Origin of the sequence: Kitasatospora sp. NPDC008050 (assembly GCF_042957465.1) — a bacterium.
Lineage (GTDB): Bacteria > Actinomycetota > Actinomycetes > Streptomycetales > Streptomycetaceae > Kitasatospora.
In genome coordinates this window covers 355,915-369,180 of sequence record NZ_JBIBIJ010000008.1, presented here as the reverse complement: position 1 = coordinate 369,180, position 13,266 = coordinate 355,915, and the positions used below count along the sequence as shown (strand labels likewise).

Annotated in this window: 13 protein-coding genes; 10 read left to right on the top strand and 3 right to left on the bottom strand. The window is 73.2% G+C overall.

The window, feature by feature from the left end; translation table 11 throughout:
• Positions 1–96 precede the first annotated feature (96 nt).
• The gene (locus ACFZB9_RS18915) at positions 97–1,365 is read left to right on the top strand and encodes a geranylgeranyl reductase family protein (RefSeq protein WP_391448484.1); all 1,269 of its coding nucleotides are present in this window, start codon (positions 97–99) and stop codon (positions 1,363–1,365) included.
• A 67-nt stretch (positions 1,366–1,432) separates the two neighbouring features.
• Here the strand turns inward: ACFZB9_RS18915 and ACFZB9_RS18910 are convergent, their stop codons facing one another.
• Positions 1,433–2,110, bottom strand: coding sequence for a macro domain-containing protein (locus ACFZB9_RS18910; RefSeq protein WP_391448482.1), 678 nt, complete (start codon positions 2,108–2,110; stop codon positions 1,433–1,435).
• Positions 2,111–2,312: 202 nt separating this feature from the next.
• Here ACFZB9_RS18910 and ACFZB9_RS18905 point away from each other — a divergent pair, with 202 nt between their 5' ends.
• The 7 genes from ACFZB9_RS18905 to ACFZB9_RS18875 all read left to right on the top strand — a co-directional run bounded on the left by ACFZB9_RS18905 (position 2,313) and on the right by ACFZB9_RS18875 (position 8,813).
• Positions 2,313–3,929, top strand: a complete 1,617-nt coding sequence (locus tag ACFZB9_RS18905; RefSeq protein WP_391448480.1) for an ADP-ribosyltransferase domain-containing protein — start codon at positions 2,313–2,315, stop codon at positions 3,927–3,929.
• A gap of 319 nt (positions 3,930–4,248) precedes the next feature.
• The gene (locus tag ACFZB9_RS18900) at positions 4,249–4,878 is read left to right on the top strand and encodes a fluoride efflux transporter FluC (RefSeq protein ID WP_391448478.1); all 630 of its coding nucleotides are present in this window, start codon (positions 4,249–4,251) and stop codon (positions 4,876–4,878) included.
• 86 nt (positions 4,879–4,964) lie between these two features.
• Positions 4,965–5,369, top strand: a complete 405-nt coding sequence (locus tag ACFZB9_RS18895; protein WP_391448586.1) for a DUF190 domain-containing protein — start codon at positions 4,965–4,967, stop codon at positions 5,367–5,369.
• Complete coding sequence (crcB, locus tag ACFZB9_RS18890; RefSeq protein ID WP_391448476.1) at positions 5,369–5,737, top strand: fluoride efflux transporter CrcB; 369 nt, start codon at positions 5,369–5,371, stop codon at positions 5,735–5,737. Before ACFZB9_RS18895 ends, crcB begins: the two co-directional genes overlap by 1 nt.
• A gap of 190 nt (positions 5,738–5,927) precedes the next feature.
• Complete coding sequence (locus tag ACFZB9_RS18885) at positions 5,928–6,479, top strand: hemerythrin domain-containing protein (RefSeq protein ID WP_391448474.1); 552 nt, start codon at positions 5,928–5,930, stop codon at positions 6,477–6,479.
• Between the two features lie 202 nt (positions 6,480–6,681).
• Complete coding sequence (locus ACFZB9_RS18880) at positions 6,682–7,515, top strand: PIG-L family deacetylase (RefSeq protein ID WP_391448473.1); 834 nt, start codon at positions 6,682–6,684, stop codon at positions 7,513–7,515.
• Positions 7,516–7,658: 143 nt separating this feature from the next.
• Positions 7,659–8,813, top strand: coding sequence for an anion permease (locus tag ACFZB9_RS18875; protein ID WP_391448471.1), 1,155 nt, complete (start codon positions 7,659–7,661; stop codon positions 8,811–8,813).
• A 63-nt stretch (positions 8,814–8,876) separates the two neighbouring features.
• Here ACFZB9_RS18875 and ACFZB9_RS18870 read toward each other — a convergent pair whose 3' ends face one another.
• A complete protein-coding gene (locus ACFZB9_RS18870; RefSeq protein WP_391448469.1) occupies positions 8,877–9,788 on the bottom strand; it encodes a hypothetical protein in 912 nt (303 codons plus the stop codon).
• A 271-nt stretch (positions 9,789–10,059) separates the two neighbouring features.
• Here ACFZB9_RS18870 and ACFZB9_RS18865 point away from each other — a divergent pair, with 271 nt between their 5' ends.
• The gene (locus tag ACFZB9_RS18865; protein WP_391448468.1) at positions 10,060–10,413 is read left to right on the top strand and encodes a hypothetical protein; all 354 of its coding nucleotides are present in this window, start codon (positions 10,060–10,062) and stop codon (positions 10,411–10,413) included.
• Positions 10,414–10,454: 41 nt separating this feature from the next.
• Here ACFZB9_RS18865 and ACFZB9_RS18860 read toward each other — a convergent pair whose 3' ends face one another.
• Positions 10,455–11,789, bottom strand: coding sequence for a chloride channel protein (locus tag ACFZB9_RS18860; protein WP_391448467.1), 1,335 nt, complete (start codon positions 11,787–11,789; stop codon positions 10,455–10,457).
• Between the two features lie 186 nt (positions 11,790–11,975).
• Between ACFZB9_RS18860 and ACFZB9_RS18855 the strand changes: the two genes are divergently transcribed.
• Positions 11,976–13,253, top strand: coding sequence for an ATP-binding protein (locus tag ACFZB9_RS18855; protein WP_391448465.1), 1,278 nt, complete (start codon positions 11,976–11,978; stop codon positions 13,251–13,253).
• Positions 13,254–13,266 lie beyond the last annotated feature (13 nt).

Genomic DNA, 13,266 nt, shown 5'->3' with positions numbered 1-13,266 from the left:
GGAAGGCCGGTCGACAACCGGTGCCGCGTGAGTCGTCCGCCCTGTACGGGGGTAGTCGGTAGGGAAGACGTCTGGAGAACCCCGGGAGGAGTGGCGATGGCCGACCGACAGGACGCGCAGGTCGTCGTGATCGGAGCCGGCCCCGCCGGCTCCGCCGCGGCGGCACACCTGGCCCGGGCGGGGGTCGACGTCCTGCTGCTGGAGAAGGACGTCTTCCCCCGGGACAAGGTCTGTGGCGACGGCCTGACCCCGCGCGGCGTTCAGCAGCTCCTGCGCCTGGGGATCGACGTGACCGCCCCGGGCTGGCGTCGCTCACGCGGCATGCGCCTGCACTGCTCGGGCCGGCAGCTCGACGTCGACTGGCCCGCGCTCGGCGGGTACCCCGACTTCGGCCTCACCCGCACCCGCCACGACTTCGACCATCTGCTCGCCGGGCACGCCCAGGCCGCCGGCGCCCGGCTGCACACCGGGACCAAGGTCACCACCCCGCTCACCGACGCCACCGGCCGGATCACCGGAGTCACCGCCGTGACCGCCGACGGTGGCACCGCCGACTTCCGCGCGCCGCTGGTCATCGCCGCCGACGGTGCCTCCGCCCGCACCGCCCTCGCCCTGGGCTGGCAGCGCGACCCGCGCAGCCCCATGGCGACCGCCGTGCGCCGCTACTACCGCAACCAGGCCCTCGCGGACGACGAGTACCTGCAGCTCTGGGCCGATGTGCGGTGCGCCGGCACCGGACACGACCTGCCCGGCTACGGCTGGGTCTTCCCGCTGGCCGACGGCCGGGTGAACGTCGGTCTCGGCGGCGTGCCCCACCGCCGCCACGGCGCCACCGACCTGCGGGCCACCCTGCGCGAGTGGGTCGACCAGCTGCCCGCCCACTGGGAGCTCGACGAGCGGCACGCGGAGGACCCGCCGCGCAGCGCCGCCCTGCCGATGGGCCTGAACCGACGCCCCCAGTACCGGCAGGGCCTGCTGGTGCTCGGCGACAGCGCGGGCATGATCAGCCCCTGGAACGGCGAGGGCATCGCCCAGGCCATGGAGGCCGCCGAGGTGGCGGCCGAGACGGTCGCCCTCGCCCTGACCCGGCCGCCGGGCCCGCGCCGCGAACAGGCGCTGCGGCACTACCCGGCCGAGCTCGATCACCGCTGGGGCCGCTACTACCGGCTCGGCAACGCCGTCGCCGCCCAGGTGTTCAGCCGTGTCGGCTACCGCCCGTTGCTCAGCCGCCGCATCATGACCAGCCCCACCACCGTCGATCTGCTCACCCGCCTCTTCAGCCAGGCCACCACGGCCCCGGCGCAGGACGGCGTCGACTCGGTGCTCAACACCGTCCTGCGCCTGGTCCCGCGACTGCACCGCTGAGCGCGCCGCCCGGCAGGACCGGCAGGACAGGCCGGGTAGGCCGGGCAGGCCCGAGGGGCCGGCGTGCTCAGCGGCGCGCGGCGCGCCCGGTGGGCGGCGCGATGCGTACCCGCTGCGTGACCGGGGCCTTCTCGATGTCGTCGAGCTGTGCGGTGATCGTGCCGCGCAGCTCGTCGTAGTCCTCGAAGCAGTAGTCGTTGAACAGCGTGTGGCCCGTCCACATCAGATTGGCGCACACCCGCGCCGGTACGCCGCCGGTGCGGGCGCCCATGCCGACCAGCGCCACCGACCCGATGCTGCCCGGCGCCTCCTTGTTGCGCAGGTGGATCGCCTGGAACGCGGCGGCGCAGGCCAGCGCGACGTTCAGGGTCTCGCTCACGTTCTGCGCGGACTGCGCCATGGTCGGGGCCGAGATCAGGAACTTCGGGTTGTCGGCGCCGGACGGAACGCAGACCGCGCTGCCCACCGGGAGCCGGCCCGCGAACCGGTCGCGGATCGCGCGCTGCACGCGCAGCTGGATGCCCGCTCCGAGGTGCCGCTTGATCACCGCGTCGACCCCACCGTCCATCCGGCCGCGGGAGTTGGTGGGGCTGACCCAGGCGTCGACCTGCTCGTCGAGGATCGAGCCCCGGCGGATCTCGACCCCCGGGGTGTCGGCGAACGCCGCCCGCCAGGCCTCCACCACCGGGGTGTTGATGTCGGTCAGGACCACCCTGAGCGGCGACGGCACGCGGTTCACGGTCACTGTTCTGCTCCCATCGAAGGACGCTCCCTCTACCGCCCACGACGCTACGGCGCCCCACTGACACCGGTCCTGACCCGCCGCCGCACTGTCACAGCCGGTTGGTACCACTGTGATCGATCGTCAGTCGCCCGTCCCACAGCGGCGACCGCTACGCCGATCAGCCAGCCGTCAGCACGATGCGATGATTCGGAGTCCCGCCACCATGAGCGATGCCGGCACCCCCGCCCAGCCCGACCAGAACGACCCGCTGGCGCTCGCGGACCTCTTCCAGGGCGGCGGTGAGCCGTGGCTTGCGCTGCTGAAGCCGGTCATCGAGGCGCAGCCCGACGCCGCCGCGTTCATCGGTCCGGGACGCGGCCCGGAGGTCGTGCCGGTGCGCGAACTGACCTTCCAGGCGCTCAAGCCCCACGCGCCGCACAAGTGGCGGGTCGTCGTCTTCGGGCAGAACCCGTACCCGCGGCCGGAGAGCGCCACGGGCATCGCCATGTTCGACAACACCTTCCACGACTGGAAGGACAGCCAGTTCGGCAGGGTCGTCAGCATCCGCTGCATCATCAAGGCGGCGGCGATGTGGAAGTACGGCATCCCGAAGAAGACCCCGATCGCCGACATACGCGCGCTGTTGAAGAAGCAGGACACCGTCCAGCCGCCGGAGTGGTTCCAGGCGATGCTGACCCAGGGCGTGCTGCTGCTGAACGCGGCGCTCACCGCCAGCGGCGACGGGGCGATGGGACCGGAGCGGCACACCGCGTTCTGGCGGCCGGTCGCCGAGCGGATCGTCGAGGAGATCCTCAAGTCCAAGCAGCACGCCGCCGAGGAGGACCGCGGCGTGGTCTTCGCCTGGTGGGGGGCTCATGCCCGCAGCCTCAAGCAGGTCGTGCTGCGGCTCCAGAAGAAGTACCCCGACGTCGACGTCCGGCACATCGACCACCCCAACCCCGCCGCGCAGGGCGACATCTTCTGCGACGGTGACCACTTCGCCACGGTGAACGCCGCCCTCGCCTCGCTGGGCGTCGACGGGATCGACTGGCTGCCCAGCAGCGGCTGGAACACCGCCGTGGCGGGCCCGGGCGGCACCGACGGCGACACCGCGCAGCGCATGGGCGCGTTCATCGCCTCCACCATGGAGCTGCACCAGCTCTACCTCGACCGGCTCGCCGGGGTGAAGGACGAGGGCCTCGTCCTGCCCGCCGTCACCGGCGTGTTCGACACCCCGCTGATGGACTTCCGCGACGCCGTGACCCCGGTCGCCGGGCTGCTGTCCGGCTTGGACCGGTACGTCGAGCTGTCGCACGAGTTCGGCAAGCGGCGGACGGACGAGGTGGCCGGCGGCCTGTCCGCCGACGCGATCGCCGCCCTCTACCTCTACACCTGCGAGTCCGCGTTCTACCGGGAGATCAACGCGATCCTGCGCTCCCCGGACCGCACCAGGCTCGTCCCGTACCTCCCGTACCTGCGGCTGCTGTTCGCGGCCGTCTCGCAACTGCCCGCCCGCACGGAGCCGTTGTGGCGCGGGGTGCCGCTGGACCTGCGGGCGCAGTACCCACTGGGACGCACGGTGACCTGGTGGGGCGTCTCCTCGTGCACGTCCAAGCCTGCCGTGGCCCGGTCCTTCCTCGGCAGCCGCGGCAAGCGCACGCTCTTCGAGGTGCATCCGCTGCGGGCAACGGGCATCCAGAACTTCTCCGCGTTCACCGGCGAGGAGGAGTTCATCCTCCTGCCGGGCACGCAGCTCGAAGTGACGAACGTGCGCAGCGAACGCGGCGGTCTGTGCACCGTGACGCTGACCGAACTGCCCGAGCAGACGCTCGTCTCCTGACCGCGGGCCCTGACGGGCTGACGATCCCGTGTCCGGCGGGCCCCATGTCCGGCGGGCCCCGTGGCGGCGGCTCGCCGGACACGGGATATCCTGGAGCGGAACGACGGCGGAGGGGCTCGCCGTAACCGCGGCCGGGACCGGTCGCCAACGGTCCCTACCTGATGTCCGCGACACGCGCGGGCGCATCCCAGGTAGGAGAGCCATGCCCCGATACGCCACCACCCCGCCCGGTACCCCCGGCCGTCCACCGGCCGGCGGCGCCGCCCGGGCGCGCGGCGGTGCGGGCCGGCACCTTCCCGACACACTCCGAGGAGTTGGCATGCGCGGCGAGCGCCCGCCCACCACGAGCGGGTCCCGGCCCGCCGACGGCCTGCCCGTCGACCCCGACACCGCGACGCCCCCGTCCGCCGAGCCGGAGCGCGCACCGCGGCCCCGCCAGTGGGACGTGCTCGCGGTGATCGCGCTGGGCGGCGGGCTCGGCAGCGTGGCCCGCTACGAGCTCGCCCAGGCCTGGCCCACCGCGGCGGGCACCTTCCCCTGGGCCACGTTCACCATCAACGTCTCCGGCAGCCTGCTGCTCGGCGTCCTCATGGTCTTCGTCCTGGAGATCTGGCCGCCCAACCGGTTCGCCCGCCCGTTCCTGGGCGTCGGCATCCTCGGCGGGTACACCACCTTCTCCACTTACACCGTCGAGCTGCGCGGCCTGCTCGCCACCGGCCACTTCTCCGTCGCCGACGCCTACGCACTCACCAGCCTGGTCGCCGGACTGGCCGCGGTGTGGACGGGCATCGCCGCCGCCCGCCGCCTCGGGCGCCTGCCGGTGCGGCGCGGTCCGCGCCGCCGCTCCCAGGCCGGTCACACCGCCACCGCCACTGCCCGCCGCGCCGGCCGGACCGGTCCGGCCGGCGGGAGCGAGATGGCCGGCACCAGCGAGGGAGGCCCGCGATGAGCCCGCTGATCCACCGCCACCACGCGCCGCAGGAGCCCGCCCCGGCCCACCGGGCACGCCCGCCGCTGAGCGGGCCGGTGCTGCGCATGACCGTCTACCTGGGCGAGAGCGACCAGTACCGGCACCACCCCGTCTACACCGAGATCGTCCACCGGGCGCACCGCGCCGGGCTGGCCGGCGCGAGCGTCTTCCGGGGCATCGAGGGCTTCGGCGGCACCTCCCTGATCCACACCACCCGCCTGCTCGACCTCGCCGAGGACCTGCCGGTCGCCGTCGTGATCATCGACGAGGAAGTGCGGATCCGCGCCTTCCTGCCGCAGGCCGAGGAGATCCTCACCCAGGGCCTCATCACCCTCGACCCTGTCGAGGTCGTCACCCACCGTGTCGGCCCGCTCGACATCGACCGGACCGACGCCGACCGGACCGACGCCGACCGGACCGACGTCAACCGGGCCGACACCGACGCAGCCGACCAGGAAGGCAAGAACTGATGGCCGTGCTGATGGTGTTCCTCGGCGGCGTCCTCGGCGCACCCCTGCGCTACCTCATCGACAAGACCGTCCAGTCCCGCCACGACAGTGTCTTCCCCTGGGGGACCTTCCTCATCAACGTCTCCGGCGCCTTCGTGCTCGGAGCCCTCACCGGCGCCACCCACGCCCACGGCCTGCCCAGCGACGCCATGCTGCTCCTGGGCACCGGCATCTGCGGGGCGCTCACCACGTTCAGCACCTTCACCTTCGAGACCGTCCGGCTGCTGGAGGACGGCTCCCTCGCCGAGGCCGGCCTCAACGCCGTGGGCAGCCTGGCGGTCGGCCTGTCCGCCGCAGCCGCCGGCTACGCGCTGCTGACCTGGCTGTGACCAGGGCCGACAGTTCGAGTGCCCTACTGCCGGTGAGGCCGCCGGTGTGAGTCCCGGTGGGCGGGCGTGGCATGGACGGGCCGGGAGCGGGGAGACGACACGGCGTCCCGGTCGCCCACCGGTGAGCCGCCCGACCCGGCGAACACACCGCTGGGAGACTGACCCGGCCAACCGAGGAACAGGAGCCGACATGGAGTACACGGCCGATGTGGTCGAGGAGCTGACGGAGGATCACCGGACGGCGGTGCGGCTCTTCGAGGCGCTGCGGGCCCTCGCCCCCGGCGACGGGCGACGGCGCGAGGCGGCGGACGAGTTCACCATCGAGCTGGTCCGCCACTCGGTGGCCGAGGAACAGTTCCTCTACCCGGCGCTGCGCGAGGACGTGGCGGGGGGAGACACGCTCGCTGACCGGGGAGTCGCCGACCACGAGCGGATCGAGCGGCTGCTCAAGGAGCTGGAGGACGCCGATCCGGCCGATACCGGGTTCGACGACCTGGTCGGCGTGATCGCCGCCGAGCTCACGGCCCACATCGAGGACACGGAGCGGAACCTCCTGCCCGCCCTGGCCCAGGCCTGCTCGGCCGAACGTCTGGACGAGCTGGGCGACTTGGTCCGTACGGCGAAGGCACTCGCGCCCACCCGCCCGCACCCCGGCGCTCCCGACTGGAAGCTCCTGGCCGCGGGTACCTGCCTGGTCGACCGCGCACGGGACCTCCTCACCGGCCGCGGCCGGCCGTCCTGAACCGGCTCGGCCTCGACGCGGGGCACGGGTGCGCCCGCCGGGCTCCTCCCAAGAGCCCCCGGCGGGTGCCGGTGCCGGAGCAGCAGCCGATGATGCCCGCGGTGGGGCCCCGCGCCCCCCGGTACCCGATATTCGTGGGCGGTCGGCTGCCGCGGTGCCGCAGACTGGGGCCGGGTACCCGACCTACTGAAGGATGGTTTTCATGACCGACCGGCCCTTGACGCTGATGGCAGTGCACGCCCACCCGGACGACGAGGCCACCGGAACGGGGGGTGTCCTCGCGCGCTATGCGGCGGAGGGCTTTCGCACGGTCCTCGTCACCTGTACCGACGGCGGTTGCGGTGACGGTCCGGGAGGTGCCAAGCCGGGCGACCCCGGGCATGACCCGGCGGCCGTCGCCGCGGCGCGTCGTACGGAACTCGAAGCGAGCTGCGAGGTCCTGAAGGTCAGTCACCTGGAGATGCTCGGCTATGCCGACTCCGGGATGATGGGCTGGCCGGCCAATGACGCGCCCGGATCGTTCTGGAGCACGCCGGTGGACGAGGCCGCCGCCCGCCTGGGCGAGTTGATGCTGCGCTACCAGCCCGATGTGGTGGTCACCTATGACGAGAACGGGTTCTACGGACACCCTGACCACATCCAGGCGAACCGGATCACGATGGCGGCGCTGTCGCGGACCGAGATGGCGCCCAAGGTGTACTGGACGACGGCGCCGCGCTCGATGATGGCGCGCTTCGGGGAGATCATGCGCGAGTTCGGCGCCGACTGGGAGGAGCCGGACCCGGCGGAGGCCGCCGCGATGCCCGAGATCGGGCTGCCGGACGAGGAGATCACCACCTGGGTGGACACCACCGCGTTCGGCGGTCAGAAGTTCGACGCGCTGCTCGCCCACGCCAGCCAGGGCGAGAACATCTTCTTCCTGCGGATGGGCAAGGAGAGGTTCACCGAGCTGATGGGGGTGGAGACCTTCGTCCGGGTCCACGACACCACCGGCGCGGCCGTGCCCGAGAACGACCTCTTCGCCGGACTGCGCTGAGCCCCGCTCCTGCCCGCCCCCGCAGCCGTCAGGTGTGACGGTCGCGGGGCCGGGCGGGATGATCGCCGTGGTGGCCCGGCAGGGCACCGGAGAGCGGGTGTCGCGGACCCGGGCCGCCCGGCCGACAGGCTAGGTTCGTCTCCGTGACCGGCAACGACGCGGTCCTGGCGTTGGTGGTCGTCACCGCGCTGGGCTTCGACTTCACCAACGGATTCCACGACACCGGCAACGCCATGGCGACCTCGATCGTCACCGGAGCCCTCCCCCCGCGCATCGCGGTCGCCATCTCGGCGGTGCTGAACCTGGTCGGCGCGTTCCTGTCCACCGCCGTGGCGGCGACCATCGCCAGCGGTCTGGTCGACAGTCACGACGTGACCCTGACCGTCGTCTTCGCCGGCCTGACCGGCAGCATCCTGTGGAACCTGGCCACCTGGTACCTGGGGATCCCCTCCAGCTCCTCGCACGCGCTGATCGGCGGCGTCGTCGGGGCCACGATGGCGGCGGCCGGCACCTCGGCCGTCAAGTGGCAGGGCCTGGTCTCCAAGGTGATCGTGCCCGCCGCGCTGTCGCCCTTCATCGCGGGCGCGGTCGCCGCGCTCGGCACCTGGCTGGTCTACCGGCTGACCCGTGAGGTGCCCGAGCGCCGACGCGGGCACGGTTTCCGGATCGGTCAGGTCGGCTCGGCCTCGATGGTCTCGCTCGCCCACGGCACCAACGACGCGCAGAAGACCATGGGTGTCATCACCCTGGCGCTGATCGCCAACGGGACCCTGCACAGCGGCGCGAAGGCACCGGACTGGGTGATCGCCTCCTGCGCGGCGGCGATCGCGCTCGGCACCTACATCGGCGGCTGGCGGGTCATCCGGACGCTGGGCAAGGGGCTGGTCGAGATCGAGCCGCAGCAGGGCATGGCCAGCGAGTCGGCCTCCGCAGCCGTGATCCTCTCCTCCACCGACTTCGGCTACTCGCTCTCCACCACCCACGTGGCGACCGGCTCGATCCTGGGCGCGGGCGTGGCCAAGAAGGACGGCCTGGTCCGCTGGTACGTCGCCCGCCGGATGGTGGTGGCCTGGCTGCTCACCCTGCCGGCCGCGGCGCTGGTCGGCGCGGTGGCCTACTGGGCCGCGCACGGGATCGGCGGGACCACCGGAGTGGTGGTGATCTTCATGGTGCTGCTGCTGGCCTCGGCCGCGTTCTACGCCGTATCCCGCCACGCCGCCGTCACGTCGGCCAACGTCAACGCCGCGTGGACCGGCACGGTCACCCCGGCGCCCGCCACGGACGAGGTGGCCTCGTGAACCGGGGCGCGGCCGGGCAGCCCACGGCGGGATCCGGGACGGCCGCCGGCGTCGGGCCGTGTTTCAGGACCGCCGCCCGTCACCGGGGTCGGGGCGGCGGAAACGGTCCGCTCGCGCCGTCTGCCAGCCCTCTCGCATCCGGTGGAGAAGCTCGGCCCACTGACGGCGGACCTCGTCGTCCGCAGGGCGCAGGCCACGGTGGATCCGGTCGAGTTCGTCGCGCACCTCACGGCCGGTGGCGCAGGAACCCGCGAGGACGAACATCACGCCGAACAGCTCCGTGAGCATGGCGAAGACCACCCCGATGGGGCCGTACCGGGTCGCGTAGGAGCTGAACAGGCGCGGCAGGTAGACCGTGGTGGCGACGGAGTAGGCCGACGTCGCGCCCGCCGCGATGACGGTGAACGGTGTCAGGTCGCGGCGGCCGATGCGCTTGGCGGACAGCAGTCGCCCGCTCCACAGCAGGAAGAGCGCCGTCACCGGGAGCTGGCACACCGCTGCCACCAGCTCCAGGCGACCACGGCCGAGCGAGGCGTGCAGCCCGCCGAGGACAACCAGGTAGAACGCCAGGGATAGGGTCCACAGCAGCCCGTTCTTGGTGTTGCGCACGCTCAGCGGGGCGAGGTCCCAGGCCGTCTCGAAGAGCCGCTGAGCCGCCCGGGCGAAGCTCAGCGCGGAGATCAGGAGGAACAGGACACCGAGCACGCTGGTGCCCGGCTCGGCACTGACCGGGAAGGAGAAGAGATACCTGACCGCCTCCGCGCCGCCGCCGGTGAGCCCGTAGCGCTTGACGGTCCGGTCCGCCACGCTGCCGTGCCCGATCCGGTCCAGGACCGAGGCGAGCAGGACCGCCAGCGGGACCAGGGCGGTGAGCCCGCTGGAGGCCAGCGCCATCGAGCGGTCGAATCCCACCATCTTCTGGAACCGGTTCGCGACGCGCAGGGCGAAGGCCGGGCGCAGCCAGAAGGTCAGCACCCTGATGAGGCGTTCGCGCTCGAAACGTGCCGTCTGGTCCTCCGGGCCTTCCCGAGCCCCCCGTGATCCGAGCCCCGCATGATCCGAGTGAGCCTAGCGCGGTGCCGTCGGTGCACCGGTGCTCGACGCGCATCGGCCGCCCGGTGCCCCTGGCCCCGAATCCCCAGGTGATCGCGTGGTCCGCCGGCAACGGGGTAGGGGACGCGTGACGCCCCCGTCGCACGGAACCGCATCGACGCGCACGGGCGTCGCACAAGGGACGAAGGAAAAGGTGTCGCAGCCACAGCATGGGCACAAGCACCTCGGCGACTACTGGCGGGCCGTGGCGGCCGACCGCCGGGCCCGGGCCGCCGCGCGACGGTGGCGGCATACCGGTACCGAGCCGCGCTGGGCGAGCAGCGATCTTACGGCCCGGCTCGTGCTGAACCGGATCTTCGCTCCGCTCTTCCTGCTCGGCACCGTCGTCTTCGCGCTGCTCGCGGCGAACGTGCTCCCCGCGCCGAGCGCCGATCGTGCGTTCTACACCGGGCTGTCCGTGCTGTGCGCCGTGTTCACCCTCATCGCGGTGGTCGACCTGTTCGTGATCCGGCGCCGCATGGCGGAGCAGCGGCGCTGGCGGCGCTGAGCCGCCTGCCGGGCCTGCCGGGCCTGCCGCGCCTGCCGGGCCTACCGGGGCGTGGAGTGGGCGGCCTCGGGCGCGCCGGCCGAGGGCGCGCGCAGCAGTTCGCCGACGACGAAGGCGGTCACGGCACAGACGATCACCAGCGGCAGCTGGTCCGCGGCGTCCTTGCCGAGCAGCAGGGTGGCCAGGACGATCGCGGAGAGCGGCAGCCGCAGCACGGCCGCGCCCCCGGCCGCCAGACCCGCCGCCAGCGCCGGGGCGGGCCCGAAGCCGGGCACCCCCACCAGCACGGTGGCCAGCGCCGAACCGAGGAAGAGCGCGGGAAAGATCGGGCCGCCCCGCAGACTGCCCATGGACAGGAACCACCCCACCCCCTTGAGGATCACCAGCGCCAGCAGCGCGGCGACCGACCACGCGTGCGGCGTCGCGGCCAGCTGGGCGAGGGTGGCCTGACCGGACAGCACGGCCTCCTCCGAGGACCGGCCGGTGGCCAGCGCGTACACGGCCGCGCAGCCGCCGACCGCCGTCGCGCAGGCGATGGTCAGCGGGACGGTACGCCGCTCCACCAGCTCGGCCAGCCGCCCGCTCAGCCGCATCAAGGGCACGACGCAGCAGGCGATCAGGACGGCGAGCGGGATGCCCCACAGGAAGTCGCCCACGGCGGGCGGGTGATCCGCCGGCACGGTCGGCAGGTTCAGCGCCCCGATCCCGAAGCCGGACCACCGGTCGAAGCCGGTGAAGACCAGCGCGCCGACGCCGCTGGCCAGCAGGCAGGGCAGCAGCAGCATGGACAGCTGCGGGCCGCCGACGCCCGCCGCCTCGATCAGCAGCACCCCCGCGACCAGCGGATTGCCGAAGATGACGGAGATCGCCGCCGCGGCACCGGAGGCCCCGAGCACGTTGCGCGCCCGCGCGGGCAGACCCGGGCGCACCCGGTCGACGCCCAGCAGGGCCAGCCCGCTGCCGAGCGCCATCAGCGGTGCCTCCGGGCCGAGGACCGCGCCGAGCGGCAGGCTCGCCAGCGCGGCCAGGAAGATCCCGGGCAGCGCCACGGGCTCGGTCGCCGCCATGCCCAGGCCATGGGCCGGGGTATGGCCGCCGCGCCCGGGCAGGCGGCTGACGACGAGCGCCACCAGGACCCCGCCCAGCAGCAGCGCGGGCAGCGGCCACCACCAGGGCGGACCGGACCAGCCCAGCCGGTGCGGAAGCCACTCCCACACCCCGTGCTGCAGCGCGTGCTCCAGGCTGACGAACCCGAAGGCGATCAGCGACACGGGCACGCCCACCACCGCGGAGAGGAGCAGCAGCCGCCGGAAGTCCCGCCCGCGCAGCAGCGCCTGCAGCTGTGCCGTCTCCGCGGCGGGTCGGCCCTGCGCCATCGTGGACCCTCCTCCGCAGCCGCCTGTGCCTGCCAGTCTGGGCGCCGCCCCGCCCACCCGGCCGTCTGCGGCCGCCGGACGGGTGAGCGGTCGGCGCACCGTTCGCCGCTCGCGGTCGCGCGGCGGAACCTGGAGTCCTGCGGCGTCGGTGCGGCCACCGGGGCGGAGCGCTGAGAGGAGTGGGCGATGTCCGTGTGGCGGTTGCGGGACTTCCACGACGACGACCTCGACCAGGCGATCCAGCTGTGGGACCAGGGCCGGCACAGTGACCTGTCCACCCCGGTGTTCCCGGTCTCCGAGGTCATGGTGTCGGCCCGCGGCGGCCACCCGGCCGTGGTCGCCCTGGTCGGCGGGGAACTGGTGGGCATGGCCGTGGCCCGGGTCGAGGCCGAACGGGGCTGGATCCTGCTGATCGCGCTGCACGGATCCTGGCGCCACCGGGGCCTGGGCAGTGCGCTGATCGCGGAGATCGAGCGACGGCTGCGCGGCTCGGGCGTGCGTCGCATCGGTGCTGTGCTGGAGCCGGGGTCAACCGGGACGACCGCGCTGGAGCACTCCGGCTACCGCCGGGTGGACGGGCTGGTCTACTACGAGAAGCTGGAACACCTGGGGCCCGGGGACGCCGGCCTGCTGGCCGAACTCGGCGGACGGGTCATGCCCGGCGGCATGTGGGATCAGCTCGCCGGGATGCGGGAGGCCAAGGAGGCCATCGAGAAACGCATCGTGCTGCCGCTGGCCGAGCCCGAGGTCGCCGAGCGCTACGGGGTGACGCTGCCGAAGGCCGTGATCCTCTTCGGACCGCCGGGCACGGGGAAGACGAGTTTCGCGAAGGCGGTCGCCTCGCGCCTGCGCTGGCCCTTCGTCGAGCTGTTCCCCTCGCGGATGGCCGCCGGGCCGGGCGGGCTGGCCGCCTCGCTGCGCGAGGCCTTCGCCGATCTCGCCGAGCTGGAGAGCGTGCTGCTGTTCATCGACGAGGTCGAGGAGATCGCCGGCGCCCGCTCGGGCACCGCGGTCGACCCCGGCCACGGCGTCACCAACGAACTGCTCAAGCTCATCCCCACCTTCCGCGACGACGACAACCGGCTGCTGGTCTGCGCCACCAACTCGCTGCGCACCCTGGACGCGGCCTTCCTGCGGCCCGGGCGGTTCGACTACATCCTGCCCGTCGGCCCTCCTGACGCCGAGGCGCGCGCCGAGATCTGGCGCCGCTACCTGGGGCCGGCCGCCGAGCGGGTCGACCTCGACCAACTGGTCCCGGCGAGCGAGATGTTCACCCCGGCCGACATCGAGTCGGCCGCCCGTAAGGGCGCCCAACGCGCGTTCGAGCGCGAGGTCACCCAGCGCACGGGCGTCCTGGCCGGCACCGAGGACTACCTGAGCGCGATCGCGGACACCCGCCCCACCCTGACCGAGCAGGCCCTCGCCCGCTTCCGCGAGGACATCGAGCAGCACGTCCGCACCTGAGCACGCGGTCGAC

Bases quoted from the DNA above. Each gene is read 5' to 3' on its own strand.
- ACFZB9_RS18880 (WP_391448473.1), top strand. From the start codon at position 6,682: ATGACCGACCGGCCCTTGACGCTGATGGCAGTGCACGCCCACCCGGAC.
- crcB (WP_391448476.1), top strand. From the start codon at position 5,369: ATGGCCGTGCTGATGGTGTTCCTCGGCGGCGTCCTCGGCGCACCCCTG.
- ACFZB9_RS18905 (WP_391448480.1), top strand. From the start codon at position 2,313: ATGAGCGATGCCGGCACCCCCGCCCAGCCCGACCAGAACGACCCGCTG.
- ACFZB9_RS18895 (WP_391448586.1), top strand. From the start codon at position 4,965: ATGACCGTCTACCTGGGCGAGAGCGACCAGTACCGGCACCACCCCGTC.
- ACFZB9_RS18855 (WP_391448465.1), top strand. From the start codon at position 11,976: ATGTCCGTGTGGCGGTTGCGGGACTTCCACGACGACGACCTCGACCAG.
- ACFZB9_RS18885 (WP_391448474.1), top strand. From the start codon at position 5,928: ATGGAGTACACGGCCGATGTGGTCGAGGAGCTGACGGAGGATCACCGG.
- ACFZB9_RS18915 (WP_391448484.1), top strand. From the start codon at position 97: ATGGCCGACCGACAGGACGCGCAGGTCGTCGTGATCGGAGCCGGCCCC.
- ACFZB9_RS18900 (WP_391448478.1), top strand. From the start codon at position 4,249: ATGCGCGGCGAGCGCCCGCCCACCACGAGCGGGTCCCGGCCCGCCGAC.
- ACFZB9_RS18860 (WP_391448467.1), bottom strand. From the start codon at position 11,789: ATGGCGCAGGGCCGACCCGCCGCGGAGACGGCACAGCTGCAGGCGCTG.